23 protein-coding genes and 1 pseudogene are annotated in these 24,978 nt (G+C 48.6%); 11 read left to right on the top strand and 13 right to left on the bottom strand.

The annotated features are described in order from the left end of the window. Window positions 1-2: 2 nt before the first annotated feature. Together A1sIIB60_RS02650 and A1sIIB60_RS02645 are read left to right on the top strand one after the other, a co-directional pair. A complete protein-coding gene (locus tag A1sIIB60_RS02650; protein WP_095689016.1) occupies window positions 3-1,097 on the top strand; it encodes an EamA family transporter in 1,095 nt (364 codons plus the stop codon). Between the two features lie 12 nt (window positions 1,098-1,109). Beyond that, window positions 1,110-2,150 (top strand): threonine aldolase family protein, encoded by a 1,041-nt coding sequence (locus A1sIIB60_RS02645; protein WP_095689015.1) that lies wholly within the window; start codon window positions 1,110-1,112, stop codon window positions 2,148-2,150. Here A1sIIB60_RS02645 and A1sIIB60_RS02640 read toward each other — a convergent pair. From A1sIIB60_RS02640 to A1sIIB60_RS02630, 3 genes are read right to left on the bottom strand one after another with little or no spacing between them, the layout of a single operon-like run. After that, on the bottom strand, window positions 2,127-2,621 hold the full coding sequence (locus tag A1sIIB60_RS02640) for a methylated-DNA--[protein]-cysteine S-methyltransferase (RefSeq protein WP_223298719.1): 495 nt from the start codon (window positions 2,619-2,621) through the stop codon (window positions 2,127-2,129). The two genes, A1sIIB60_RS02645 and A1sIIB60_RS02640, sit on opposite strands and share 24 nt — an antisense overlap. 10 nt (window positions 2,622-2,631) lie before the next feature. Then, window positions 2,632-3,978 (bottom strand): class II 3-deoxy-7-phosphoheptulonate synthase, encoded by a 1,347-nt coding sequence (locus A1sIIB60_RS02635; protein ID WP_223298718.1) that lies wholly within the window; start codon window positions 3,976-3,978, stop codon window positions 2,632-2,634. Between the two features lie 42 nt (window positions 3,979-4,020). Continuing rightward, window positions 4,021-5,046 carry a 6-phosphofructokinase gene (locus A1sIIB60_RS02630; RefSeq protein ID WP_095670957.1) on the bottom strand — a complete coding sequence of 342 codons (1,026 nt, stop codon included), beginning with the start codon at window positions 5,044-5,046 and terminating at the stop codon, window positions 4,021-4,023. A gap of 98 nt (window positions 5,047-5,144) precedes the next feature. Here A1sIIB60_RS02630 and xylB point away from each other — a divergent pair, with 98 nt between their 5' ends. Together xylB and A1sIIB60_RS02620 are read left to right on the top strand one after the other, a co-directional pair. Next, window positions 5,145-6,569, top strand: coding sequence for a xylulokinase (gene xylB, locus A1sIIB60_RS02625; protein WP_095689013.1), 1,425 nt, complete (start codon window positions 5,145-5,147; stop codon window positions 6,567-6,569). Further along, window positions 6,517-7,503, top strand: coding sequence for an alpha/beta hydrolase (locus A1sIIB60_RS02620; RefSeq protein WP_223298717.1), 987 nt, complete (start codon window positions 6,517-6,519; stop codon window positions 7,501-7,503). Before xylB ends, A1sIIB60_RS02620 begins: the two co-directional genes overlap by 53 nt. Here the strand turns inward: A1sIIB60_RS02620 and glgC are convergent. Next, window positions 7,493-8,716, bottom strand: coding sequence for a glucose-1-phosphate adenylyltransferase (glgC, locus tag A1sIIB60_RS02615; protein WP_095689011.1), 1,224 nt, complete (start codon window positions 8,714-8,716; stop codon window positions 7,493-7,495). The two genes, A1sIIB60_RS02620 and glgC, sit on opposite strands and share 11 nt — an antisense overlap. Window positions 8,717-8,787: 71 nt before the next feature. Here glgC and glgA point away from each other — a divergent pair, with 71 nt between their 5' ends. Both glgA and A1sIIB60_RS02605 read left to right on the top strand, forming a co-directional pair. Continuing rightward, window positions 8,788-9,954, top strand: a complete 1,167-nt coding sequence (glgA, locus tag A1sIIB60_RS02610) for a glycogen synthase (RefSeq protein WP_095689010.1) — start codon at window positions 8,788-8,790, stop codon at window positions 9,952-9,954. A gap of 36 nt (window positions 9,955-9,990) precedes the next feature. Further along, the gene (locus A1sIIB60_RS02605) at window positions 9,991-10,863 is read left to right on the top strand and encodes a DMT family transporter (RefSeq protein ID WP_095689009.1); all 873 of its coding nucleotides are present in this window, start codon (window positions 9,991-9,993) and stop codon (window positions 10,861-10,863) included. Here A1sIIB60_RS02605 and era read toward each other — a convergent pair. The 7 genes from era to rplS form a co-directional block, all read right to left on the bottom strand. Beyond that, complete coding sequence (era, locus tag A1sIIB60_RS02600) at window positions 10,860-11,777, bottom strand: GTPase Era (protein ID WP_095677262.1); 918 nt, start codon at window positions 11,775-11,777, stop codon at window positions 10,860-10,862. The genes A1sIIB60_RS02605 and era overlap by 4 nt on opposite strands. 45 nt (window positions 11,778-11,822) lie before the next feature. Continuing rightward, window positions 11,823-12,680 carry a DNA-processing protein DprA gene (gene dprA, locus A1sIIB60_RS02595; protein ID WP_095677261.1) on the bottom strand — a complete coding sequence of 286 codons (858 nt, stop codon included), beginning with the start codon at window positions 12,678-12,680 and terminating at the stop codon, window positions 11,823-11,825. Then, window positions 12,677-14,197 (bottom strand): YifB family Mg chelatase-like AAA ATPase, encoded by a 1,521-nt coding sequence (locus A1sIIB60_RS02590; RefSeq protein ID WP_095677260.1) that lies wholly within the window; start codon window positions 14,195-14,197, stop codon window positions 12,677-12,679. The genes dprA and A1sIIB60_RS02590 overlap by 4 nt, the downstream gene beginning before the upstream one ends. Next, entirely contained in the window at window positions 14,194-14,571 is a 378-nt protein-coding gene (locus tag A1sIIB60_RS02585; protein ID WP_095677259.1) for a YraN family protein, read from the bottom strand. Before A1sIIB60_RS02585 ends, A1sIIB60_RS02590 begins: the two co-directional genes overlap by 4 nt. Before the next feature lie 64 nt (window positions 14,572-14,635). Then, the gene (locus A1sIIB60_RS02580) at window positions 14,636-15,241 is read right to left on the bottom strand and encodes a ribonuclease HII (RefSeq protein WP_095677258.1); all 606 of its coding nucleotides are present in this window, start codon (window positions 15,239-15,241) and stop codon (window positions 14,636-14,638) included. 13 nt (window positions 15,242-15,254) lie between these two features. Beyond that, window positions 15,255-15,908, bottom strand: a complete 654-nt coding sequence (lepB, locus tag A1sIIB60_RS02575; protein WP_095689008.1) for a signal peptidase I — start codon at window positions 15,906-15,908, stop codon at window positions 15,255-15,257. A 14-nt stretch (window positions 15,909-15,922) separates the two neighbouring features. Further along, window positions 15,923-16,504, bottom strand: a complete 582-nt coding sequence (rplS, locus tag A1sIIB60_RS07365) for a 50S ribosomal protein L19 (protein ID WP_095689007.1) — start codon at window positions 16,502-16,504, stop codon at window positions 15,923-15,925. Window positions 16,505-16,674: 170 nt separating this feature from the next. Here rplS and sepH point away from each other — a divergent pair, with 170 nt between their 5' ends. Next, window positions 16,675-17,583 (top strand): septation protein SepH, encoded by a 909-nt coding sequence (gene sepH, locus A1sIIB60_RS02565; RefSeq protein WP_095670945.1) that lies wholly within the window; start codon window positions 16,675-16,677, stop codon window positions 17,581-17,583. Here the strand turns inward: sepH and A1sIIB60_RS02560 are convergent. Then, window positions 17,580-18,683, bottom strand: a complete 1,104-nt coding sequence (locus A1sIIB60_RS02560; protein WP_095689006.1) for an alkaline phosphatase family protein — start codon at window positions 18,681-18,683, stop codon at window positions 17,580-17,582. The two genes, sepH and A1sIIB60_RS02560, sit on opposite strands and share 4 nt — an antisense overlap. A 32-nt stretch (window positions 18,684-18,715) precedes the next feature. Between A1sIIB60_RS02560 and A1sIIB60_RS02555 the strand changes: the two genes are divergently transcribed. The 4 genes and pseudogenes from A1sIIB60_RS02555 to abc-f all read left to right on the top strand — a co-directional run bounded on the left by A1sIIB60_RS02555 (window position 18,716) and on the right by abc-f (window position 23,742). After that, window positions 18,716-19,630 carry a pseudouridine-5'-phosphate glycosidase gene (locus A1sIIB60_RS02555; RefSeq protein ID WP_223298716.1) on the top strand — a complete coding sequence of 305 codons (915 nt, stop codon included), beginning with the start codon at window positions 18,716-18,718 and terminating at the stop codon, window positions 19,628-19,630. A gap of 15 nt (window positions 19,631-19,645) precedes the next feature. Continuing rightward, window positions 19,646-20,551, top strand: a complete 906-nt coding sequence (locus A1sIIB60_RS02550) for a carbohydrate kinase family protein (RefSeq protein ID WP_095689004.1) — start codon at window positions 19,646-19,648, stop codon at window positions 20,549-20,551. A 25-nt stretch (window positions 20,552-20,576) separates the two neighbouring features. Next, a pseudogene (locus A1sIIB60_RS02545) lies at window positions 20,577-22,088 on the top strand (DNA gyrase/topoisomerase IV subunit A); the annotation flags it as partial. 55 nt (window positions 22,089-22,143) lie between these two features. Beyond that, entirely contained in the window at window positions 22,144-23,742 is a 1,599-nt protein-coding gene (gene abc-f / locus A1sIIB60_RS02540; RefSeq protein WP_095670940.1) for a ribosomal protection-like ABC-F family protein, read from the top strand. Here the strand turns inward: abc-f and A1sIIB60_RS02535 are convergent. After that, window positions 23,739-24,974 (bottom strand): hypothetical protein, encoded by a 1,236-nt coding sequence (locus A1sIIB60_RS02535; protein ID WP_150131910.1) that lies wholly within the window; start codon window positions 24,972-24,974, stop codon window positions 23,739-23,741. The genes abc-f and A1sIIB60_RS02535 overlap by 4 nt on opposite strands. Between the last annotated feature and the right edge of the window lie 4 nt (window positions 24,975-24,978).

Below are 24,978 nucleotides of genomic sequence, written 5' to 3'. Positions count from 1 at the left end.
CCATGGCCAACCCAATTGATCTTCGCTCAGATACCGTAACTCGCCCATCACAGGCGATGCGCCAAGCGATGGCAAGTGCTGAAGTTGGCGATGATGTCTATAGCGATGATCCAATGGTTAACTCACTCGAAGAACGAGTCGCTGCGCTCTTTGGAAAAGAAGCCGGAGTCTTTACTCCCACTGGATCTCTAGCCAATCAATTGGCCATTCGCATGCTCGTTGCCCCTGGCGAAGAGTTAATCGCTGAAACTAATTCACATATCGTTCGCGCGCCTTGGGCGCTATTAGCGGTCTCAGCATCTTGGGGCGCAGCCTTCGTTTTGATGAAACCAGCGATCGAGCGCCAAGCAGTAAATAGTTTTCTAGCAACACGTTTTGTGGTGGCGGTTCTTGCGATGGTAATTCTGCGCCCAAGTGTCTTGCAGAAGTTAAATCGTGAATTAATTTTGAAAGGCTCACTAGCCGGTCTCTTCTTAGGCTCTGGTTATATATTCCAAACTCTCGGACTTGCTCGCACTGGGGCTGCAATTACAGGTTTTGTTACTGGACTCTACGTTGTTCTAACACCGCTCATTGCAGCGTTATTTTTAAAGGAGCGAATCAGAGCTTTTACCTGGTTCTGCGTTGTGCTGGCAACGATTGGCCTTGCGCTGCTTTCGCTACAAGGCTGGTCAGTCGGAGTTGGTGAAGCGCTCGTCTTCATTAGCGCTATCGCTTTTGCCGCGCATATCGTAACTTTGAGTAAATGGAGTTTAGGTTTAGATGCCTATGCACTTACCGTTGTTCAGCTCACAATTTGCGCGATCTTAACTGGCGTAATTTCTCTTGGACAAGGTTATGAAACACCGCCAGATGCTGGAGTTTGGGGCGTAGTAATTTTCACCGCGGTTGTTTGCACCGCAGTTGCCTTCATCGTACAAACTTGGTCGCAAGCCCATATGACTTCTACCAAGGTGGCAGTTATCTTGACGATGGAAGTTGTCTTCGCTGCGCTCTTCGCAGTTGTATTTGGTGGAGAATCTCTCTCACTTCAAGTCTCAATTGGCGGAATCTTGGTTGTGATCGCGATGTATTTGATCGTAATGAAAGAGGCGTGAGAGGCTTAGGCCATGGCCAACCCAATTGATCTTCGCTCAGATACCGTAACTCGCCCATCACAGGCGATGCGCCAAGCGATGGCAAGTGCTGAAGTTGGCGATGATGTCTATAGCGATGATCCAATGGTTAACTCACTCGAAGAACGAGTCGCTGCGCTCTTTGGAAAAGAAGCCGGAGTCTTTACTCCCACTGGATCTCTAGCCAATCAATTGGCCATTCGCATGCTCGTTGCCCCTGGCGAAGAGTTAATCGCTGAAACTAATTCACATATCGTTCGCGCCGAACTAGGCGCCGCCGCAGTATTTAGTGGAATTACAACGCGCACTTGGCCCGCTAAAAATGGGCTGTTGGTCGCTAAGGATGCGCTGGAAATTGCTCGTCCAAACTCTGGCCCATATCTTGTTTCAACAACTGCAATCGCAGTCGAAAATACCCATAACTTTGGTGGCGGAACAGTTCAACCACTTGAAGAAATTAAAGCGCTTCGTAAAGGCGCCGATGAAATTGGCGTTGCACTTCACTTAGATGGTGCACGTATCTGGAACGCTCACGTTGCAAGTGGCGTTGCTTTCACTGAATACGGAAAATACTTCGACACGATCAGCGTCTGTTTATCTAAAGGTTTAGGTGCGCCAATTGGTTCAGTGATGCTCAGCACCAAAGAGCGTGTGACAAAGGCGCGTATCTGGCGCAAGCGTTATGGCGCCGGAATGCGCCAGGTTGGCTTGCTCGCAGGTGCTGCGCATTACGCACTCGATAACAATATTGCTCGCTTATCGGAAGATCATCGCCGCGCTAAAGAGTTGGCTGTTGCCATCGCTGCTATAGATAAATCCTTTGTTGATCCGGCTTTAGTTGAGACAAATATCGTTGGACTTGATTTAGCAAACGCTCCATACACCGCAGCAGAACTAGCAACGCGTTGCCGTGAAGCAGGCTTATGGATTAGCGCGCTAGGTCCGAAGTACGCGCGCTTAGTTACTCATTTAGATTTTGATGACGAGCAATGCGCTGCTGCAATTGAAATATTAAAGCGCGTTCTCGTGGCGTAACAACCACTCTTTCTTACTTAGCCCATAGGCGTAATTTCCGAGGGCTCCCCCAGTTTTTACTATGCGATGACATGGCACAACGAGTGCAATTGCATTCTTGGCACATGCCGAACCCGCAGCGCGCACCGCAGCTGGCGATCCAGCGTTATCTGCTAAATCTGCATAAGAAAGTACTTTGCCGCCCTTAACTTTGCGCATCGCTTTCCAGGCTGCCTGTGAAAATGGCGCACCAGGTTGGCGGACAGAAATTCCATTGATGGCAGCGATATCTCCGGCAAAGTAATCATTTAACAAATCAGTGATGACTGGGATCTTAGAAACTTCCTTAAATCCCTTTTGAAAATCATCTGGGGAGAGGCCATCTTTAAGCGCCTTCATATTAGAAAGGTTTAGCCCCAGCAGAATTTGTTCATCGGCAATTAGATTTAAAACCCCGATAGGAGATTTGTAGTGCGAGATCTGCAGTGCCACGTCCGCTAAATTAGCGATCGCGCAACATTTCAGCAACTAGGAAGGCAAGCTCTAGCGACTGAGAATGGTTAAGTCTTGGGTCGCAGGCGCTTTCATAGCGGGTGGCTAAATCAGTTTCCGAGATCTGCTCTCCGCCGCCTAGGCACTCGGTGACATCATCACCGGTTAGCTCGATATGGATTCCGCCTGGATGTGTGCCAAGGCTCTTATGTACTTCAAAGAAGCCCTTAACTTCATCCATAACATCATCAAAGCGACGGGTCTTGTAACCAGTTGCTGCCTCAAAGGTATTGCCGTGCATTGGATCGCAGACCCAAAGCACTTGTGCACCTGATTTAGTAACGCCATCGACAAGAGCCGGGAGCGCTTCGCGGATCTTTCCTGCACCCATACGAGTAATGAATGTGAGTCGACCTGGCTCGCGATTGGGATCAAGGCGATCGATCAAAGCCAGCGCATCATCAACAGTTGACTTAGGTCCGAGCTTTACGCCGATTGGGTTGCGTACCTTGGCAGCAAAATCAATATGTGCGCCATCTAACTGACGTGTGCGTTCACCGATCCACAGGAAGTGTGCAGAAACATCGTAAGGAAGTTGGGTACGTGAATCGATGCGCGTCAACGCCTTCTCGTACTCCATGATCAACGCTTCGTGGCTAGAGAAGAAATCAACAGATTTAAATGAATCTGGGTCAACGCCTGCTGATTTCATAAAGTCGAGTGCGCGGCCGATCTCGCGTGCCATTTGTTCGTAGCGATCGCCAACAGACGAATCTCGGATAAAGCCCTTGTTCCATTCGTGAACTTGGCGCAGATCTGCAAAACCACCTTGGGTAAAGGCACGAACTAGGTTAAGAGTTGCAGCCGATGTGTTGTAAACACGAACCATGCGATCTGGATCTGGCGTACGAGATGCTTCATTAAACTCGAGATCGTTGACTGCATCTCCGCGGTAGGCAGGAAGCGTTACATCACCGCGGGTTTCAAAATCATTTGAACGCGGCTTTGCAAACTGCCCCGCCATGCGGCCAACTTTTACAACTGGCAGACTTGAGTAGTACTGCAAAACAGCGGCCATCTGCAATATCGTCTTAATGCGATTGCGAATTGAATCTGCAGTTGCAGCTGCAAATGTTTCGGCACAATCTCCGCCTTGTAACCAGAATGCGCGCCCTGCAGCTGCTTCAGCAATCTTCGCCTTTAGATCATCGCACTCACCAGCAAAGACAAGTGGTGGAAAAGATTTCAGTTGAGCAACTGCGGTTTTCACAGGAGCACCTTCAACACCACCCGGCCATTGCGGTTGTTGCGCCGCAACGAGTCCAGGGGTGAAGAGAGTCTCTAATGAATTCATCATGGGATAAAGAGTAGTTTGTTCAGATAGTTTCTCGGGTGAGAATTATCCGAAGAAGATCTCTGACTCCTTGTAACGCTCGATTGGAACAGTTTTGAGCTTCTCAGTCGCTGTTGCAAGCGGAACGCGGACGATATCTGTTCCGTGAAGTGCAACCATCTTGCCCCAGTCGCCTTCAGATGCAGCGGTGATCGCCTGCAAACCAAAACGTGTAGCAAGAACGCGGTCAAAGGCAGTTGGCGTTCCACCACGTTGGATGTGGCCGAGAACAGATGTACGTGCCTCTTTGCCGGTCTTGGTTTCGATCTGCTTAGCAAGCCATTCGCCAATTCCAGAAAGCTTTACGTGACCGAAAGCATCGAGCTCTGAATCCTTGGTGATCATGTCACCATCTTGAGGAATTGCACCTTCAGCGATAACGATGATTGGTGCATAGCTGCTCTTAAAGCGTGACTCGACCCATTCGCAGACCTTATCTACCGAGAATTTAACTTCTGGGATCAAGATACAAGCGGCTCCACCTGCGATACCTGAGTGAAGTGCGATCCAACCAGCATGGCGGCCCATAACTTCAACGATAAGTGCGCGGTGATGTGATTCAGCAGTCGTGTGAAGGCGATCGATCGCTTCAACTGCAATGTTTACAGATGTGTCGAACCCAAATGTGTAATCGGTGTTGTTAAGGTCGTTATCGATCGTCTTTGGAACGCCGATTACCTTTACGCCAAGTGCATCTAACTTTGTGGCAACGCCGAGAGTATCTTCGCCACCAATTGCGATAAGTGCATCGATGCCTTGATCAGCGAGGTTCTGCTTGATGCGTTCTACGCCATTTTCAATTTTAAATGGGTTGGTACGAGATGAACCGAGAATAGTTCCGCCGCGAGGCAAGATGCCGCGGGTTGTCTCAAGGTTGAGCTCCATTGTGTAGTTCTCGAGTGGGCCTTTCCAGCCATCACGGAAGCCAACAAACTCGTGGCCGTATTCCTTTACACCTTTACGAACTACTGCGCGGATAACCGCATTAAGACCAGGGCAATCTCCGCCACCTGTAAGGACGCCAATACGCATGAAAACTCCAGTTCAAAAAATTATAAATCTAAGCCAAAATGAATTTTAGACTTGAGAATAAGTGGTCAACGTTGACAGGCACAGTCTAACCTCTACCCATGGCTAACCAAAAACTCATCGCGGGCGTGGATTCATCTACTCAATCTTGCAAGGTCGTCATCCGCGATGGCGTTACCGGCGAGTTAGTCCGCGAAGGCCGCGCTACTCATCCTGATGGCACCGAAGTTAATCCTGCATACTGGGTCAGCGCCCTAGATACCGCTATTTCTGCAGCTGGCGGTCTTGATGGCGTTGAAGCGATCTCAATCGGTGGACAGCAACATGGAATGGTCGCACTCGATGCGCAAGGCAAAGTAATTCGCGATGCACTTCTATGGAATGACACGCGTTCTGCCGATGCCGCAACAGCACTAAATAAAGAGCTTGGTGGCAATGCAGAAACTGCCAAACAAATTGGTTCGGTATTGGTTGCATCATTTACCGCCACAAAATTACGTTGGCTGGCAGATTCTGAGAAAGATAGCGCGGCAAAGGTTGCAGGCGTTGCTCTCCCCCACGACTGGTTATCTTGGCAACTGCAACACAGTAAAGGTGAAGCTCTAGATTTCGGAAAACTTTTCTCTGATCGCAGCGAAGCATCGGGCACTGGTTACTTCGATCCAACAACTTCGCAATATCGCCGCGATATTTTGGCAAAGGTTCTGCGCACCGATCGCGAAATATATCTGCCAAAAATTATTTCGCCAGCTCAATTTGGCGGAATAACGCCATCTGGAATTCCAATTGCACCGGGAGCCGGAGATAACGCAGCCGCCGCACTTGGTATTCAGGCACAAGCCGGCGATGTTGTTGTCTCACTCGGAACTAGTGGAACCGCATTTGCAGTCTCTGAGACACCAACCCATGATGCATCTGGCCAGGTTGCCGGTTTTGCTGATGCAACTGGTCGCTACTTGCCACTTGTCTGCACGCTAAATGCAGCGCGCATATTGGATGCCGCAACTCGTATCCTTGGAAAAACTCATGATGAAGTTGGCGCACTTGCCTTATCGGCTAAGCCAGGTGCCAACGGGCTTTCGCTACTTCCTTACTTCGAAGGTGAGCGCACCCCTAACCGACCACATGCAACCGGTGTCTTCGGCGGAATGAATCTAAATAACTCAAATGCTGCAGATATCGCACGCGCGATGGTCGAAGGAATGCTCTGCGGTTTAGTAGATGCTGTGGATGCGCTCGAGAAGTTAGGCGTAAATGTAAAACGGATTATTCTGATTGGTGGCGCAGCCAAGAACCCTGCGGTTTCGCAAATTGCTGCAGCGCTCTTTGGTCGGGAAGTACTTGTTCCGCCAGCAGGAGAATATGTAGCAAATGGCGCAGCCCGCCAAGCAGCTTGGGCCTTACTTGGTGGAGATAGCGCACCGATTTGGGATCTTGGAAAGATTGAAAAAGTTTCTGCAATTGCAACACCCGATGTCGTTGAGCGATATCGCACGCTGCGCGATCGCACAGAGAATTGGAGTTAATTACATGACCTTAGCCCCTGAAATAATTCAGCAACTTGCAGATCAGAAAGCGGCAGGACTTCCGCAAGTTTGGGAAGCACCCGTTGCTGTTATTCGTGAGCTGACGCAAGGTCGCGTTGCATTTGCAGGCGTTCCAGAACCAATTCTCTCTGTAACAAATCGCTTTATTCCAGGCCCCTCTGCAGATCTGCCGATTCGGATCTATCGCCCAAATCAAGATCAGAACGCACCCGCCATGGTCTTTTTCCATGGTGGTGGTTGGGTATTAAATTTTCTAGATATTTATGATGCCGCGCTTCACCGCTTAGCTAATCAAAGTGGATCGGTAATAATCAGCGTTAATTATCAGAAAGCGCCAGAGCATCCATTCCCAGCGCCATTTGATGATTGTTACGCCGGACTTCTCTGGGTTAAAGCACACGCCCAAGAAATTGGTATCGATCCCAATCGCGTTGGTGTTGGCGGAGATAGCGCTGGCGGAAATCTCGCGGCAGCAGTTGCCCTAAAAGCACGCGATGAAAAGGTTTCCTTAACTTATCAATTACTTGTTTATCCCTGCCTGGATCGTGACTTCACAACTAAGTCGTATGTCGATGCGGCAACAGATTACGGGTTAACAACGCAAGCGATGCAATGGTTCTGGGATCAATACCTGCAAGGTAGCCAGCACGATAACAATTCATATGCTGCGCCCATGCGCGCAAAGTCTCTTGCAGGAGTTGCCCCATCAATCGTGATCACTGCTCAATACGATCCGTTGGTAAGTGACTCTGAGAATTACTGCGCCAAGCTAGAAAAAGATGGCGCCGAATTTATATATAAAGAATTTCCAGGAATGATCCATGGCTTCTTTGCCAACGTTGCTGCAACGCCCTCGTCACATCTGGCACTTGATTTTGCAGCAAAAGAAATTGTTGTAAAAACTAAGCAGTAACGCGAACTCCCTTACCGACTACGACAATTCCGCCATCAGAGATAGTAAATCGAGCACGATCACGCTCTAAATCAACGCCGATCTGCGCACCTGGTTCAACAACAACATTCTTATCCAAGATTGCACTGCGAATAACTGCCTTGTCGCCAATCTTTACCGATGGCATAAGCACAGAACCATCTACAAATGCGCCGGCTCCGACATGAACATCATGAGAAATAACAGTGCGGTTTACATGGCCACCGGCGATGATGGAACCTGCGCCAACGATTGAATCCTGAGCAATACCGCCTTCACTAAATTTTGCAGGAGGAAGTGATGGTGGATTTGTAAGTAATGGCCATTCACGGTTGTAGAGATTAAAGATTGGGTGGATCGAAACTAGATCCATATGAGCATCGTAATAAGCGTCGATTGATCCCACATCACGCCAGTAGCCTTTATCGCGTTCGGTTTCACCCGGCACTACGTTGTCTGCAAAGTCATAAACCTTTGCGCTGCCATTTGCGGTGAGCATCGGAATGATATTTCCGCCGAGATCATGGCGACTCTCTAAATCTTCAGAATCTAGAATTAGAGCTTCTTCCATAACATCGCGGCGGAAGATGTAATTTCCCATTGAAACTAAACACAGATCAGGGTGGCCTGGCATGGCAGGTGGGTCCGATGGCTTTTCGTGGAATGCCTTAATTGTGATTCCATCATCAGCTAACTCAATTACGCCAAAGTCATGGGCTTCAGCGCGTGGCATACGGATTGCGGCAATAGTTACGCCAGCGCCAGATTCGATATGCGCCTCAAACATCTGATCAGGATCCATGCGATAGACGTGGTCTGCACCAAAGACAAGAACGTGGTTTGGGTTTTCATCATGAATTAAATTGAAGTTCTGCAAAATTGCATCAGCGCTACCGGTGTACCAACGAGGTCCAAGGCGTTGTTGCGCCGGAACTGGCGTTATGTAATTTCCAGTTAAAGTGCTCATGCGCCAAGTAGTTGTTATGTGGCGGTCGAGAGAATGCGATTTATATTGCGTTAGTACAGCGATCTTGCGCATCTCAGCATTTACTAAATTAGAGAGAACGAAATCGACCAAACGATAGGTGCCACCGAACGGCACCGCCGGTTTTGCGCGATCTGCGGTCAACGGCATTAAGCGCTTACCTTCGCCACCAGCAAGGACTATTCCTAGTGGACGCTCTCTTCGCTGCATGTCCTAAATCTACTCGCGATAGCGCCGATGCAACAGATGAAATGAGCGCTAATTGGTTTAGGCTCTGATCTATGAGTAAAGATCTGAAGGTAGGAATTGTCACCAAAGAGTGGCCACCTCAGGTCTATGGCGGAGCCGGAGTACATGTCTTCCAATTAACTCAGGCGCTTCGATCCATCAGTGGAGTTCAGGTAGATGTGCATTGCTTTGGCGGAGAACGTAGCGATGGCGCTTTTGGATATGACACCCCCAGCGAATTCGCATCTGCAAATCCTGCGCTTCAAGCGATCGCAACAGACCTGGCAATCGCTGCAAATCTTGAGAGCGTGCAGCTTGTACATTCACATACTTGGTATGCCAATATGGCCGGACATACTGCATCGTTGCTTTACGGTATCCCCCACATTGTTAGCGCGCATTCACTTGAACCGCTGCGCCCATGGAAAGCTGAACAACTCGGTGGTGGTTACCAGATTTCTTCTTGGGCGGAAAAAACCGCTTACGAAAGCGCTGCTGCAATAATTTCAGTTAGCGATGGAATGCGCGCCGATGTCTTAAGCGCCTATCCAAGCGTTGATCCAAGTAAGGTTTACACCATTCGAAATGGAGTAGACGTTGCAAAGTTTGCACCAAATCCTGATCCATCTGTTTTGGCAAAGTATGGAATCACTGGGCCTTATGCCACATTTGTTGGTCGTATTACTCGTCAAAAAGGTTTAGCTCATTTGCTGCGCGCCTGGAAATCAGTACCTGCCGAATATGGTTTGGTGCTCTGCGCCGGAAGCCCCGATGAACCAGGTATTGGCGCAGAAGTTGCCGATCTAATTGCTGAACTACAGAAAACTCGCAACAACATCTGGTGGATCAAAGATATGTTGCCGCACGATGAGTTAACAGCTGTATTAACTCAAGCCGAACTCTTCTTATGTCCATCAATTTATGAACCACTCGGAATTGTTAATTTAGAGGCGATGGGATGCCAAACCGCGGTTCTGGCATCGCGCGTAGGCGGTATTCCAGAAGTTGTCGATCACTTAAAAACTGGTGAATTAGTTGAATACACCGAAGATCACGCCAAATTTGAGGGTGATTTATCGCAAGCGATTACTCGTTTATTGGCGGATCCAGAACTACTTAAGCGCTATGGAAAAGCAGGTCGCGAACGCGCCACAACGCACTTTGGCTGGGATGCTGTTGCACAGGCTACTATTGCGCTCTATCGCAGCGTGCTGCGTTAATTCAAAACACTTTCTAGCACTGGAGCACCCCGACTCATGTCGCGCCGAAATTTGATCCTCTTTCTACTTTCCGGCTTTTTATGGGGCATCCCTTATCTATTTATTCGCGTTGCCGTTGATCCACAGGATGGATTTCATCCAGCGATTGTGGTCTTGGGAAGAGTTGTCATCGGTGCGCTAATTCTTATTCCAATTGCGATTTACGATAAAACTTTCTTTACGGCGCTAAAAAATTGGCGCTACATAGCGGTATATGCCCTCTTCGAAATGGTTGGTCCTTGGATTCTGATCGGGACTGCTGAGCAGAAGATCTCATCTGGGCTAGCTGGTTTGCTCGTTTCCTCAGTACCTATCTTTTCGACTCTAATCGCATCGCGCTACGGTGATAAATCTGTCTGGCAACCAAAGCGGTTGTTTGGAATCGCCATCGGTTTCCTTGGCGTCTTCTTACTTGTAGGAATCGAAAGCTTGACCGGTTCATCTGATCCGCTATCAATCTTGATGGTAATTGCTGCATCTATCGGTTACGCCTTCGCCGTTATCTACATTACGCGCAAGATGCCGGAAGGCTCAGGTGTTGCGATCAACGGTATTGCAATGGCGATGACTGCAGTCTTTTACTCACCAGCGCTCTTTATCTTCTGGCCAGATCGCGCCGTAAGCCACGAGGCAATTTATTCGCTGATCGCACTAGGTGTATTTTCGACCGGCATCGCATTTGCCATCTTCTTTGCAGTTATGGCTGAGATCGGGCCAACCCGCGCATCGCTAGTTACTTATATGAATACCGCTTTTGCCGTTGTCCTTGGCGTGATTATTTTAAATGAACCACTGACCCTTGGAATTATCGTTGGACTGCCACTGGTTTTGATCGGCTCATATTTAGCAAGCCGCAGAACAAGCGCTTAGTTTTCGCCAAATCCCAAACGCTGCAGCAACTTAGGATCGCGCTGCCATTCTTTAGATACCTTTACATGTAGCCCTAAGAAGATTCGCGCGTTAAGTTCGCGTTCGATATCTGCACGTGCACGCATTCCAATATCTTTCAATCTCTCGCCTTTATGGCCCAAGATGATTCCGGTCTGTGAATCGCGTTCCACGTGGATAGTTGCGTGAATATCAAAGAATGGTCGTGAGCCTTTTTCATCGCGCTCTGACATCTCATCGATTGTCACCATAATCGAGTGTGGAAGTTCTTCACGGGCATCGCGCATGGCAGCTTCGCGAATTAACTCGCAGATCAACTGCTGCTGATCTTGATCGCTCTTCATTCCTTCGGGATAGAAGGCTGGGCCAACCGGCAAGCTTTTACCAATTAACTCAGCTAATAAATCGATCTGTGAATGTATCGCTGCAGAGATCGGAACGATCTCATCCCATGTAAATCCCTTAGCGAGATCGTTGATTCCGGCTAGACGCAGGGCCAATTTCTCCTTAGAGATTAAATCTGTCTTAGTAACTAGTGCGAATTTCTTAGCGCGCGGGTGTTTAGCAATCTCTTGGGCAAGAAATACATCTCCTCCCCCAGAAGTTTCATCTGCTGGCAGGCACATCAAAACGATATCTACTGAATCCATGCTCTCGCCGACAACTGCATTTAGGCGATGGCCGAGCAGAGTCTTTGGCTTATGGATACCTGGGGTATCAACCAGCACTGCTTGAAAAGTTGGTTGGTTTACGATGCCACGGATCGCATGGCGCGTGGTGTTGGGATGCGGTGAAGTTATCGCGATCTTGCTACCGACAAGTGCGTTGATGAGAGTTGATTTTCCGGTGTTAGGGCGGCCGACAATTGCGACAAAGCCCGAACGGAATTCACTCATGCGCTTATTCTCTCATTAAGCGCGTGCATTGCCTAAACCAAATTTTTAAAGGGTAGAAATCAACTCGATCGCATCTCCAACAGATGTAACCAACTCAGCGGCGCGTTCGCCGATTAAGCGATGACAGCCTTCAGATGTTGGAGCACTTATCGGCCCAGGTATAGCCATTACCGGACGCATTAGCTCTGCGGCATCGCGTGCGGTTCGAAGTGAGCCAGAACGAAAGGCGGCTTCAACTACCAAGGTTGCTTGTGAAAGCGCGGCAATTATTCGATTGCGCGTTAGAAAACGTGACGGAATTGCATGGGCGCCAGGAATAACTTCTGAGACCAGTGCACCGTTCTCGCAGATTTCAGCAAATAGCCGAGCATTTCCTGCCGGGTATGCAACATCTATTCCAGCAGCAAGCACCGCAACTGTTGATCCTTCGGCAATAAGCGCACCTTTATGTGCTGCTGAATCAATCCCATATGCACCACCGCTGATAATCGTCCATTCGCGATCTACAAAGCCAGCAGCGAAATCTCCAGCATTACGGATTCCATAAGGCGTGGGATTGCGCGTTCCGACAATTGCGAGACCTCGTTCTTGCAATACATCAATATCACCTTTCACAATTAAACCGATTGGTGGCGCAGCGAGTTCATTTAATTGCTCGGGCCATTGCGCCATTTCTGGCGTTAAGAAGATCGCACCTGCGCTTTCAATGCTTTTGGCAATTTCGTCTACCTTAAGAGCGCGCAATCGGTCTATCGTCTTTCCGAATTTAACTCCGTCATAACCTCCTTCTATTAACTTCTTATAGACATGATCAGAACCATAAGTTGCGATCTCTTGGCTCCAGAAAACATGTCCACCTTCAATGGCGGCAAAGAGTGCCAGCCGGGCCTGGGTATCTCTCATAACTCTGATCCCTCTCGTAGTTGGTGAGCGCGTTGCACATCAGCAAGGTTCGGAATTGTGTGGCCGGCAAGATCTGCCAGAGTCCACGAAAGGCGGATGATCTTGTGTAATCCGCGCGCAGTGAGCAACTCTTTCTCTAATTGGTCGTGGAGAAAATTCATGGCAGCGCGTTCAGGTTTATATGTCGTGCGCAGTGCCCGAGATGGGATCTGCGAATTCAACTTCCAACTCTCGTTCGCAAATCGCTCTTCTGCAGTAGCTCTTGCGGCAACTACCCGATCGCGAATTACTGCGCTACTTTCACCGAGTTCGGTCTGCGCCATTTCAGTTCGGCTAACTGGTTCAACTTGCACGCGCATATCAATTCGGTCCATCAAAGGTCCAGATAGCTTTCCGAGATAGCGCCGCACCGCAAGTGAGGAACAGATACATGCCCGACCTTTACCGGAGAACTTTCCGCATGGACAAGGATTGGCAGCCAGCACCAAGAGAAATTGTGCGGGAAAGGTAATGCTGCCAACGCTACGTGCAATCGTGATCGTGCCGGATTCCAACGGCTGGCGGAGTGAATCTAAAACTCCAACTGCGCATTCGGGGGCTTCATCGATAAAGAGAACTCCGTGGTGTGCCAGCGAACAAGCACCTGGCTTTATCGCATGCGATCCACCGCCAACCATGGCAACGCGTGATGCGCTGTGATGAGGCGAAACTATTGGCGCAACTAAAGACATTGGCGAACGAGTTCCAAGAGAACCCGCAATTGAATGAACTGCTGTTACTTCAAGTGCTTGATCAATACCAAGTGCGGGCAAGATAGTTGGCAGCCGCGCTGCGATCATTGTCTTACCCGCACCTGGTGGACCGATCAAGAGCAAATGGTGTCCCCCACTTGCTGCTACCTCTGCTGCAAATCGAGCACGTGTTTGACCTGCAACATCGGAGAAATCAGGTTGAACTTCTTCTACTGAAAGTTCTAGATCAAGTTGCGGCGCAGATGTAATTTCTCCGGTTCGCAAGAAACGTAGAACTTGTGCCAGGTTTGGGAAAGTTAAGATCTCCATCTGTGTCATGAGCGATGCTTCCCCATAATTTTCTGGCGAAACAAGAGCCCTTTTGATCCCTGATTTATATGCCGCAATTAGCGCTGGCAGTACTCCGCGCACCGAACGGATACGACCATCAAGTGCCAGCTCGCCCAAGATAACAACGTCTTCGAGTGGTTCTTGCGGCAGCGCACCATGAGCGATCAAAATCGCTAGCGCAATAGATAGATCAAAACCCGAACCGCTCTTTGGTAACCAAGCAGGCGATAGCGAGACAGTTACTTTCTTGTTGGGCCAGACTTCATTTGAATTAATTAGCGCTGCACGTACTCGATCGCGAGATTCGTTAAGCGCCGCATCCGGTAATCCAAGTAGCGAATACATCGGCAGGCCATCAGCGATATCTACTTCAACAGTGACAATCGCACCGTCGAGGCCATGCAGAGCAACACAAGTCGTTTGACCAAGGCTCATAGGATCGCCCCTCGATATTCCAAGGTATGTGTTCCATCGACTGCAATAAGAACAGCCACAACATCGATCGCGTATTCGCAACCTAAGCATCCATGGGTAGCCAGCCAAGCAAGTGCTAAACGTTGCATGCGATGGGCTTTATCGCGATTGATTGCCTCAAAGGGGTGGCCAAAGGCAAGTGATGAACGAGTCTTTACTTCGATAAAGTGAAAAACGCCATCGCTACTTAGCGAAACCAGATCTATCTCGCCTTCGCGCACTCGCCAATTGCGGTCCAGAATCTCGTCTCCACGTGCAATCAAGTAATCAGCGGTTACTTGTTCGCCAAATGCACCAGTCTTTTGATTGTTCTTCTTCTCGCCTACTTTGCCCATGGCGCGCAGGTTAGAGAAAGGTCCAGACAGTTAATCCAAAGCTGAAAGCGCTTGTGGGTAATAATTAAAGGAGCACTGCAATATTTGCGAAAGAGCGGCGGTGTTCTATACACGGGCCGTGTTCTTGCAACGCTTCGGTGTGGACTTTGGTGATATAGCCCTTATGTTTGGCAAAGCCATAATTTGGGAATTCAGTATCTAATTCGCGCATTATGCGGTCACGAGTAACTTTAGCGATAATTGAAGCAGCGCTAATGCATGTAACGACTTGGTCGCCTTTCCAAACTGCCACATTGGGAATCGCTAAACCTTCAATGGCATAACCATCTGTAAGCACGTAGTTAGGTGTGACCGATAAGCCCTGCACCGCACGGCGCATGCCATCGAGGTTTGCCGCGTGCACACCGCGAGAATCAACTTCGGCCGCTGGCACAGTTATCACGCTAATAGAAAGCGCTGTAGATGTTACGAGATCAAATAACTTTTCTCGCTCTGATTCAGATACATCTTTTGAATCACGAACTTTTGCTAACTCTGGTGCAAAGGGATCGGCGAGCACTACTGATGCAATTACTAGGGGTCCGGCGCATGCACCGCGTCCTGCTTCATCTACTCCGGCAAGTGGCGTGATACCTGCTTCAATTAGCAGCGATTCAATTACCTTCACCATTTAAAGCAACTAGCTACTTAAGCGAAGAGTAAGAGCCAACTAATCCAAAATTCTTAATTGGCCAGATAATTCCGATAACGCGCCCGGTTACCTTAGAAGTTGGCACCATTCCTTGATTTATATCGTCTTGATGGAAACGTGAATCAGCGCTGGCGCCACGGTGATCTCCCATTACCCAGATCTTGCCTTCAGGTACGGTGACATTAAATTTAGTATCGCTAGGTGTATTTCCCGCGAAGATATATGGCTCATCAATTTCAACGCCGTTGATCATTAATTTCTTATTCTTGGCACAGCATTCGACTTTATCGCCGGCAACGCCAATTACTCGCTTAACCAGATATTGCTTTGCTGGATTTGGTAGAACGCCAACGGCAACAAAGCCTTCTTTAATCTTGGCTATATATTTATTTCCATCTGCACTGTATGGCTCAGGTAGCCAGTTATCTGGATCGCGAAAGACAACTACATCTCCGCGATTAATTGACTTGCTAATTAATGGGACTTTATTTACCGCAACGCGATCATTTATCTGAAGGGTGTTCTCCATCGACCCAGAAGGTATATAGAAGAACTGAACTAGAAATGATTTGATGACGAGCGAAACTGCGAGCGCGACAACAACCAGAATAGGTAACTCGCGTAATAGCGAGCCCTTGCGTGGCATTAGAGAAGAGTTACTTAGTTAGCAGGCTTGTCTTCAGCTGCTGGCGCTTCTTCAACAACCGCAACTTCTTCAACTGCTGCTTCAGCTTCAACCACAACATCTGTAGTCGCTTCTTGAGCTGGAACCTCTGCCACCACTTCGGTCGCAGCTGGCTCGGACACTGCCACAACTTCTTCGACTACTGCCGCAGGAGCTTCAACGATTACTTCCTTCTCAGGAGTTGAAAGGATTCCATCGCCGTAGCCTTCGATGCCATCGCGCTTTTCGCGAATCTTGGCAGCCTTACCGCGAAGATCGCGGAGGTAGTAAAGCTTGGCGCGACGTACATCGCCCTTCTTTACGAGTTCGATCTTTTCAATAACTGGTGTGTGTACTGGGAAGGTACGTTCTACTCCAACGCCGTAAGAGACCTTACGGATTGTGAAAGTTTCGCGAACGCCATCGCCTTGGCGACGGATAACGATTCCTTGGAAGACCTGGATACGGCTCTTGCTACCTTCGATAACGCGGACGTGGATCTTTAATTCGTCTCCAGCGCGAAATTGTGGGACGTCATGGCGAAGTGACTTCGCATCAACGGCATCAAGAATATTCATCGTAAGGTCCTCATCTATTTTTAAGCGTTTACAAGCGCAACTAAAAGTGTTGTGCAGACTGCGTATCTTGCCACAGAAGGGGCGCCGAGCGTAAATCGGCCCTTCCCTCCCGTTCAGCCAGAGGCTCACCCTGCCCGACTTTCTCACCCGCTGCGGGTATTCTCGCCCACATGAGTGAGCTACGCCTAACCGGCAAGACCCCAGATGGGGTGCACCTAGCGCTCACCGATAACGACGGAAATGAACACACTTTGCGAATCAGCGACACTTTGCGCGCCACGGTAAACCAACCACGTTTAACTTCAGTCCCGGTTGGCGATGAGAACGAAGTGATGAGCGTTAAAGAGATTCAACGTCGTCTGCGCGCAGGCGAAACTATGGAAGTCATTGCACGCGATGGAAATATTTCAGTAGATAAAGTCGAACGTTTTTCTGGTCCAATTCTGCAAGAGCGTTTATTTATTATCGATCAAGTACATGGTCTGACTCCACGTCGCGATGGTAAAGAGACCGCTAAAGATGCGCCAACATTTCTCGACATCGTTATTTCAAAACTTGCACCACGCGGCGTAGATATCGATGCGATCGATTGGAACACCTGGCGTTTAGAAGATGGCAGTTGGACAATCGAACTCCACTATCCAAACCGCGATGGCGTTGGATCTGCACAGTTCTCATTTGATACCCATCGCCGTTCAATTACTCCGCTCGATGACAACGCGGCGTGGATGACCGGTGAAGCAGCGCCTGTGCGCCGCATCGAACCAGGTTTGGTTTATGCCGAACCATCACACCCTTCACGTATAGAAGAACGCACTGAACCACGCGAACCCATTCGTATCGATAGCGCACCGGTGCGCAGCATCTCTTCAATTCTCGATGATCTTCCTGATAACGATCCAACAGATGAAGAATTTGAAGCCGAAGTTAGCCGTGAGACTCCTCGTTTAGTTTCAATTCGCGAGACACCAGCTCCAGGCGATAGCCAAGATGGAATTACTGCACGCGCCAAAGTTCCTTCATGGGATGAAATTATGTTTGGTCGCAAAACTACCGAGGAACCAACCCCCGAAAACTAACTCGTAACATGAGTTAGCAGCGGTACAAAGCTTTCAATATCTGTTGCTCCACCATGGTGACCGACCATTGCGCCTTCTTGTTTTTCGCGTTCAGCCTCGATCAAGATCATTTCGCCATGTGCGATTGCGATTACATCACCCATGCGATCTGATGCATCAAGTGAGACATCGCTACCAAAGAGCCCTGCTGCGATCGCTTGATCGCGTAGATAAATAGTGGCCTTCTCCCCCAAATATTCTTCCCAGCGCGATGCCACTTCTTTATGTGCACTAAGCGGAGCACCATCTGCCAAATAAAGGTGGCGCGCACGAGGCTCGCCGGCGATGGTTGCGATATCAGTGGCTAAGTCATTGTCTTGGCCAATAACTATCTTTTCTCCGACATTGATCATGCCGTGATCGGCAGTTAACCAAAGCCTAGTTTTACGTGGAAGTTTTTTCAGTAAGTTCGCAACTAGCTGATCGATGGCGACAAGAGCGGCCAACCATTTCTCTGAACCTACGCCATCGCTGTGCCCTGCAACATCTAGTTCATTTACATAGAGGTAAACAAATGATGGCGTCTTCTTTAACGCCTCCACCGTTTCGGTGACTAAATCTTCGTGGATATTGGCACCGCGGTAATTTGCACCGCGGAAAACAGCGCGCGTGAAACCAGTATCTTCATAACGCTTTGCCGCAACATGGGTAACGCTGATATCTGCAGCCGTTGCGCGCTCGAATAAAGTCGGGACAGGTTGCCAGATCGCTGGGTCAACGCGTTCATCCCACTTGAGTGAGTTAAGAATTCGGCCACCACTGCGCGGAACTTGCACGGTGTAACCCAGCATTCCGTGAGTTCCTGGATTAACACCTGTAGTTAGCGTTGCCAGGCTTGTCGCAGTTGTAGATGGAAAAGAAGTGCGCACTGCGCCATGGCGAATCAGCGAGGAAAGAGTAGGGATATAGCTTGAAAACTTTTCAACTGCATCTGCGCCTAAGCCATCTACTAGAAATAGAAGTTCGCGGCCGTTGGGGCTAGCACCACAATTTATTTGATCACTGGCATCGGCTAAACCTAGGCTGGCAAAGAGCGATGGAGTGATTTGCGAGAGATGCACGGAGGTATCTTCTCACGGGTAAGGTTGGTCTTATGAGCCACCGTATGCCTTTTACTCCATCGCCAGAAGTTGCTGCAGCGCTGGCTGAAGGAAAACCAATAGTTGCACTCGAATCAACGATCATCAGTCATGGTCTGCCGCGCCCACAAAATTTAGAGGTAGCGCGTGAAGTCGAAGATATCGTCCGTGATCATGGCGCAGTTCCAGCAACTATTGCGGTAATCGATGGAGTTGTTCATATTGGTTTAACCGATGACCAATTAAAGGCAATTGCTAATCGCGATGACATCGCTAAGGCATCTAGTCGCGACCTAGCAATTATCTCGGCGAGCAAGAAGAGCGCAGCGACAACAGTTGCCGCAACTGCGCACTTAGCCGCACTTGCCGGAATCCGTGTATTTGCAACTGGTGGTTTGGGCGGAGTTCACCGCGATGCCAATGAAACTTTTGATGAGTCTGCCGACCTTACGGCGCTTTCCCAATTAGATATCACTGTTGTATGTGCTGGTGTTAAATCGATTCTCGATGTGGCAGCAACTTTAGAGCGTTTAGAAACACTAGCCATTGGCGTAGTTGGATATAAGACAACTGCCTTTCCAGGTTTCTACCTAACTGATTCTGGTTTTACGATCGAGCACCGCGTTGACAGCGCTGCCGAGATCGCACAAATTATTCATTCACGTGAGGCGCTAAAGACCAATAAGAGCGCGCTAGTTGTTGCAAATCCGGTCAAGCACGAGATGGATCGCAAGCGCCATGATGCAATTTTGAAGAGCGGGTTAGCCGGTGCGCGTAAAGCAGGCATCATCGGCAAAGCGGTAACTCCATTCCTTCTTGAACATTTCCACACCGCCAGCGAAGGCGAATCGCTTTCAGTGAATATCGAAATCATTAAATCTAACTCAGCACTTGCCGCTGATATCGCCGTTGCTAAGCAGCACCACTAACTATTAGGTATTTAAATGACAATTAACGTTCTATGTATCGGCGATGTAATGCTCGATGTCATCGCCCGCATAAACGTTTCCCCACAAAAGATTAACTACGGCAGCGATACCGCAAGCCGCATCAGCACCAGCAGTGGTGGAGCCGCAGGAAATGTCGCCGCTTGGCTTACTCGCACCGATGCACGGAGCACAATCGTTAGCCACGTTGGAGATGATCCAGCAGGTGCTGCGATCGTTGCAGAATTCGATGCCTTAGGCGTAAACCATGGAGATCTAATAATTCCAGGTGAAACTTCCGGCGTTGTTGTAGTTCTTGTTGACTCATCAGGTGAGCGCACTATGTTTCCGGATAAAGGTGCAAATTCACGACTAACCGTGACAGACCTACCTGATCTGGGTTCATTTCAAGCTGTTTACATCTCTGGTTACGCGCTTCTCAATCCCTTAGCCCGTGATGGTGTTTTAGCGATGATTGAGAAGATCAAGGCAGATGGGCTACCGATTTATTTTGATCCCGCATCTGTTGGTGCGATGAAAGATGTTGCAGATAAAGAGTTACATAACTGGTTTTCAATGATGGATGTTTTATTCCTAAATGAAGAAGAATCGATTTACTTAACTGGCTCAGTTGATATTGAACGCGCTCTTGATTACCTGCTTGATTTCTCGCAGGTTGTCGTAATTAAACGCGGCTCTGCTGGCGCTATCGCCAAAGCACGCGGTTTTGATTCCATTAGCCTTCCTGCAGTTGCAGCTACCGTTGTTGATACAACAGGGGCTGGAGATAGTTTTGCCGCCGGATTTATCGCCTCATATTCGAAGGACCACGATTTAACCGCTGCTTTACAGGCAGGTGGAGAGTTAGCGGCAGGTTGTGTTGCAATCGTCGGCGGCAGACCGCGTGTAGGTACCGCGATTTAGCTAGTTATCTTGGCAGAATGCGCGCATGGCAACAGAGAAGAAGGCCGCAGCATCGACCAAGGCGAAGAAGGTCGTTGGTCCAAAGCCCGGTGAATATCCCGGCAAGATTGTAGATATCGATGTTTCATCTGAAATGTCAGAATCATTTCTTGAATATGCATACTCAGTTATTTACTCACGAGCACTTCCTGATGCGCGCGATGGTTTAAAGCCAGTTCACCGCCGCATCTTGCACCAGATGGCCGATATGGGTCTTCGTCCAGAGCGCGGCCATGTAAAGAGCGCACGTGTTGTTGGCGAAGTAATGGGTAAGTTGCACCCGCACGGTGACTCAGCGATTTACGATGCACTTGTTCGTATGGCGCAATCTTTTTCAATGCAGGTTCCACTAATCGATGGCCACGGAAACTTTGGTTCACTCGACTCTGGCCCGGCAGCGATGCGTTACACCGAAGCTCGTCTAGCCAACGCTGCAATGGCGATGGTTGCTGAAGCCGATGAAGACACCGTTGATTTTGGTCCAAACTATGACGGCCAATTGCTTGAGCCACTTGTTCTTCCTGCCGCGTATCCAAACCTTTTGGTAAATGGCGGTTCAGGTATCGCAGTTGGTATGGCGACAAATATGGCGCCACATAACCTAGGTGAAGTTATCGTTGCAACTAAGTTCTTAATTGATAACCCTAAGGCGACGCTTAATCAGTTGATGAAGCACATCCCTGGGCCAGACTTTCCAACTGGCGGAGAACTCGTTGGCGCCGAAGGCGTACGCGAGGCATATGCCACCGGTAAGGGTTCATTTAAGGTTCGCGCATCTGTTGAAATCAGCAAAGTTACCTCTCGCAAGATGGGTATCACCATTAAGGAACTTCCATTTAACATCGGCCCTGAAAAAGTTGTTGAACGTATTGCAGATCTTGCTAAGGCGAAGAAGATTCAAGGTATTTCAGACATCATCGATCTAACTGATGGCCAGACCGGAACCAACGTAGTTATCGAGCTAAAGAACGGCTTTGAACCAGAGGCAGTTCTAGAACAGCTCTATAAGTTAACTCCGATGGAAGATGCCTTCGCCATTAACGCTGTTGCCTTGGTTAAGGGTCGCCCACAAACTCTTGGACTTAAGGAATTACTACAAGTCTTTATCGATCACCGCATCGAAGTTGTACGTCGTCGCTCTGAATATCGCAAAGCCAAAGCAGAAGGCCGCCTATCAATGGTCGATGGTCTGCTTAAGGCGATCATTGATATCGATAAGGTAATCAAGATTATTCGCGGTAGCGATGATGCAGCCGCTGCAAAGGAAAAGTTGATCAAGGACTTTAAGTTAAATGATGAACAAGCAACTTATATCCTCGATATGCCACTTCGTCGTTTGACCAAGATGAGCAAACTCGAACTTGAGACTGAACAGAAAGAACTCAAAACAACTATCGCCGCGCTTAGCGATCTTCTAAAATCTGAAGAAAATATCAAGGCGCAGGTTGCAACCGAGCTAACTGCAGTCGGAAAATCATTCGCTACCCCGCGTCGCACACGAATTGGCGCTGCTTAATTTCGTTTAACTTCTCCCTTGTGGGAGACTTCGTCAAATGATCTCTACAAGTGCTCTTGAACTACGCGCAGGTGCGCGACTTCTGGTCTCAGGAGTAAATGTTCGCATCAACCACGGAGATCGCATCGGATTCGTTGGTCGCAATGGCGCAGGAAAATCTACGCTCGCCAAGGTACTTGCTGGTGAAACACTCCCCGCAGGTGGCGCAGTACAACGCACCGGCAAGATCGGTTATCTGCCACAAGATCCCCGCACTGGTGAAGATCAAGGCACTGTTATTGAAAGAATTTTATCGGCGCGCGGATTAGATCAGATCGCAGCGCGTATGACCCAAGTTGAAGAAGAGATGGCAACAACTGAAGGTGAAGCCCTCGAAAAAGCAATGGAGCGTTACTCACGCGTCGATGCTGAGTTCCAAGCCGCCGGTGGTTATGCCGCAACATCTGAAGCAGAAGCAATCGCAACTTCACTTGGCGTATCTGAAGCAGTCTTTGGCAATCAGCTAGACACACTTTCTGGTGGTCAGCGCCGCCGTATCGAACTTGCCCGTATCTTGTTCTCTGGCGCAGAAACTCTGCTTCTGGATGAGCCAACGAACCACTTAGATGCTGACTCAATCATTTGGCTTCGCAACTACCTCAGCACTTATTCAGGCGGACTTGTCATCATCTCTCACGATGTTAACTTGATCGAACAAGTTGTAAATAAGGTCTTCTATATCGATGGCAACCGTAACGTGATCGATGTTTATAACTTGGGCTGGAAGCAATACCTCCTGCAGCGCGAACAAGATGAGCATCGCCGTAAGAAAGAGCGCGCCAACGCTGAAAAGAAAGCTGAGATCTTGCAGAAGCAGGGCGAGAAGATGCGCGCTAAGGCTTCTAAGGCAACTGCCGCTCAAGGCATGTTACGTCGCGCTGAGAAACTTCGTTCCTCACTAGATGACGTTCGCGTTAAAGATAAGGTCGCCAAACTTCGCTTTCCAACCCCAGCGCCTTGCGGAAAGACTCCCCTATCTGGCGAAGAACTTTCCAAGAACTACGGCTCTCTCGAAATCTTCACCGACGTTTCCTGCGTTATCGATAAGGGCTCACGCGTTGTTATCTTGGGACTTAACGGTGCTGGAAAAACTACTCTTCTTAAGATCCTGGCCAATCAACTTGAATCCGATACTGGAAAAGTTGAACATGGACATGGCTTAAAACTTGGTTACTACGCCCAGGAACATGAAATGCTCGACTTTGATCGCACAATTCTGGAAAACATGATGTCTTCCAAGGATGACTTGCGCGAACCAGAAGCGCGTAACGTTCTTGGTTCATTCTTGTTCGTTGGCGATGATGTTCATAAACCAGTGAAGGTCTTATCTGGTGGAGAAAGAACTCGTTTAGCACTCGCCACTTTGGTTGTATCTGCCGCAAACGTTCTTTTGTTAGATGAGCCAACAAACAACTTAGATCCCGCATCTCGTGAAGAGATCTTGGGCGCACTTGGTGAATATCAAGGCGCAGTAATCATGGTCTCTCACGATGAAGGCGCTGTTCAGGCCCTTAAGCCAGAGCGCGTGATCTTGCTGCCTGATGGCGATGAAGATATTTGGAAAGACGAATACTTCGATCTAGTTTCTATCGATTAAATCTTCTTTTTGTAACCTACTGGGCACTTAGGCGAAACCGCTCTAACTTTCTTTATCAATTTCCCTTTTACGCAGGTAATGGCTTTGATTACCTTCACTCCCGTGGGCGCCAATGTAGCTTCAGAAGTTGCAGTTGCACTAGGACTTGCTGCAGGTTTTGATCCCTCTATTAATTTGAAAGATATTTTTGGCGAAGAAAAGTGAAAGCCACTTGCCGTAAGTACATATTCATTTCCGACCAATTTCCCACTCCAAGTCTCAACTTGGACCTTCTCGCCACTTTCATAATTCAGAGAGATATTGGCTTCCACAGCTTTTGTCAGATCAACTCCCCAGAGACATTTGCCCATTTCAGTGGTGACTTTCGCTTGAAAATAACCGGAATTGAGTGAACCGTCAGATTTAAAATGTGGTGCAGTTGTTCCTACTTCTATACTTTTAGTTACTGGGTTCCACTTGGGAGTATTCAAGTAAAAGACATTCCCCGTAACGTTTATTAGTTCCAGGTTTTTGCACTCTCCTAAAGAAGTGACATTTGAATCTCGAGAGCCCGTAAACCAAATGGCTCCATTATCCGATTCCTCGGAAGCCCTTTCGACTAATTTGCCGTTTAAAGCTTCATTCAACGCAAATGAAGAATAAGCCATGGGCTCGATTCTCATCCGATAGTTTTTAAAGCCTGAAATTGGCGCCATATCGTTACCGCTAGCTTTGGAAATGTCTAGCGTCCGCATCCCCCGACCCAAACTTGCAGTCATTAAGAAGTTATCAGGGACTCTAAAGAATATTTCATAGGTATAGCCGAGATCTTTTAGATTGGAAACTCCATCAAACGTTATCGGTGCTATAGCAAACTCAACGTATTCACCCCCTGATACACAAGGATTATAAAAACAGTCTAGGTTTCCAACTGGAAAATAGAATGGCCTAATTAGAAATTTTCCACCTTTGCCGGCTACAAGTTTGATGCCTGGCACTTCATAGGTTTGCCAGGACGCATTCAAAACGCTTGATGGTGCGTAAGTGCGAATCTCAGGAATTCTGGTCTCTGTAAGCCTTGCCGAAATCTTCTCGCCATCAACTGTAATGACATTGATTTTTTCAATACAGGCAAATCCAGGGTTGGTGCTGCAAGACAGAATTGGGGTAAGCGGTTCAACGGCATTAGCGGTGGGCACAGATGCCAACTGGGTAACTACTAGTGCAACTGCAATTGCAATCCTGGCCAACATGGTT

This window comes from Candidatus Planktophila lacus (genome assembly GCF_002288385.1).
Taxonomy (GTDB): domain Bacteria; phylum Actinomycetota; class Actinomycetes; order Nanopelagicales; family Nanopelagicaceae; genus Planktophila; species Planktophila lacus_D.
The sequence above is the reverse complement of the archived record's forward strand: the minus strand, read 5'-3'. Positions and strand labels throughout refer to the sequence as shown.

Bases quoted from the DNA above. Each gene is read 5' to 3' on its own strand.
- A1sIIB60_RS02650 (WP_095689016.1), top strand. From the start codon at position 3: ATGGCCAACCCAATTGATCTTCGCTCAGATACCGTAACTCGCCCATCA.
- A1sIIB60_RS02645 (WP_095689015.1), top strand. From the start codon at position 1,110: ATGGCCAACCCAATTGATCTTCGCTCAGATACCGTAACTCGCCCATCA.
- A1sIIB60_RS02635 (WP_223298718.1), bottom strand. From the start codon at position 3,978: ATGATGAATTCATTAGAGACTCTCTTCACCCCTGGACTCGTTGCGGCG.
- A1sIIB60_RS02630 (WP_095670957.1), bottom strand. From the start codon at position 5,046: ATGCGTATTGGCGTCCTTACAGGTGGCGGAGATTGCCCTGGTCTTAAT.
- xylB (WP_095689013.1), top strand. From the start codon at position 5,145: ATGGCTAACCAAAAACTCATCGCGGGCGTGGATTCATCTACTCAATCT.
- A1sIIB60_RS02620 (WP_223298717.1), top strand. From the start codon at position 6,517: ATGTCGTTGAGCGATATCGCACGCTGCGCGATCGCACAGAGAATTGGA.
- glgC (WP_095689011.1), bottom strand. From the start codon at position 8,716: ATGCAGCGAAGAGAGCGTCCACTAGGAATAGTCCTTGCTGGTGGCGAA.
- glgA (WP_095689010.1), top strand. From the start codon at position 8,788: ATGAGTAAAGATCTGAAGGTAGGAATTGTCACCAAAGAGTGGCCACCT.
- A1sIIB60_RS02605 (WP_095689009.1), top strand. From the start codon at position 9,991: ATGTCGCGCCGAAATTTGATCCTCTTTCTACTTTCCGGCTTTTTATGG.
- era (WP_095677262.1), bottom strand. From the start codon at position 11,777: ATGAGTGAATTCCGTTCGGGCTTTGTCGCAATTGTCGGCCGCCCTAAC.
- dprA (WP_095677261.1), bottom strand. From the start codon at position 12,680: ATGAGAGATACCCAGGCCCGGCTGGCACTCTTTGCCGCCATTGAAGGT.
- A1sIIB60_RS02590 (WP_095677260.1), bottom strand. From the start codon at position 14,197: ATGAGCCTTGGTCAAACGACTTGTGTTGCTCTGCATGGCCTCGACGGT.
- A1sIIB60_RS02585 (WP_095677259.1), bottom strand. From the start codon at position 14,571: ATGGGCAAAGTAGGCGAGAAGAAGAACAATCAAAAGACTGGTGCATTT.
- A1sIIB60_RS02580 (WP_095677258.1), bottom strand. From the start codon at position 15,241: ATGGTGAAGGTAATTGAATCGCTGCTAATTGAAGCAGGTATCACGCCA.
- lepB (WP_095689008.1), bottom strand. From the start codon at position 15,908: ATGCCACGCAAGGGCTCGCTATTACGCGAGTTACCTATTCTGGTTGTT.
- rplS (WP_095689007.1), bottom strand. From the start codon at position 16,504: ATGAATATTCTTGATGCCGTTGATGCGAAGTCACTTCGCCATGACGTC.
- sepH (WP_095670945.1), top strand. From the start codon at position 16,675: ATGAGTGAGCTACGCCTAACCGGCAAGACCCCAGATGGGGTGCACCTA.
- A1sIIB60_RS02555 (WP_223298716.1), top strand. From the start codon at position 18,716: ATGAGCCACCGTATGCCTTTTACTCCATCGCCAGAAGTTGCTGCAGCG.
- A1sIIB60_RS02550 (WP_095689004.1), top strand. From the start codon at position 19,646: ATGACAATTAACGTTCTATGTATCGGCGATGTAATGCTCGATGTCATC.
- abc-f (WP_095670940.1), top strand. From the start codon at position 22,144: ATGATCTCTACAAGTGCTCTTGAACTACGCGCAGGTGCGCGACTTCTG.
- A1sIIB60_RS02535 (WP_150131910.1), bottom strand. From the start codon at position 24,974: ATGTTGGCCAGGATTGCAATTGCAGTTGCACTAGTAGTTACCCAGTTG.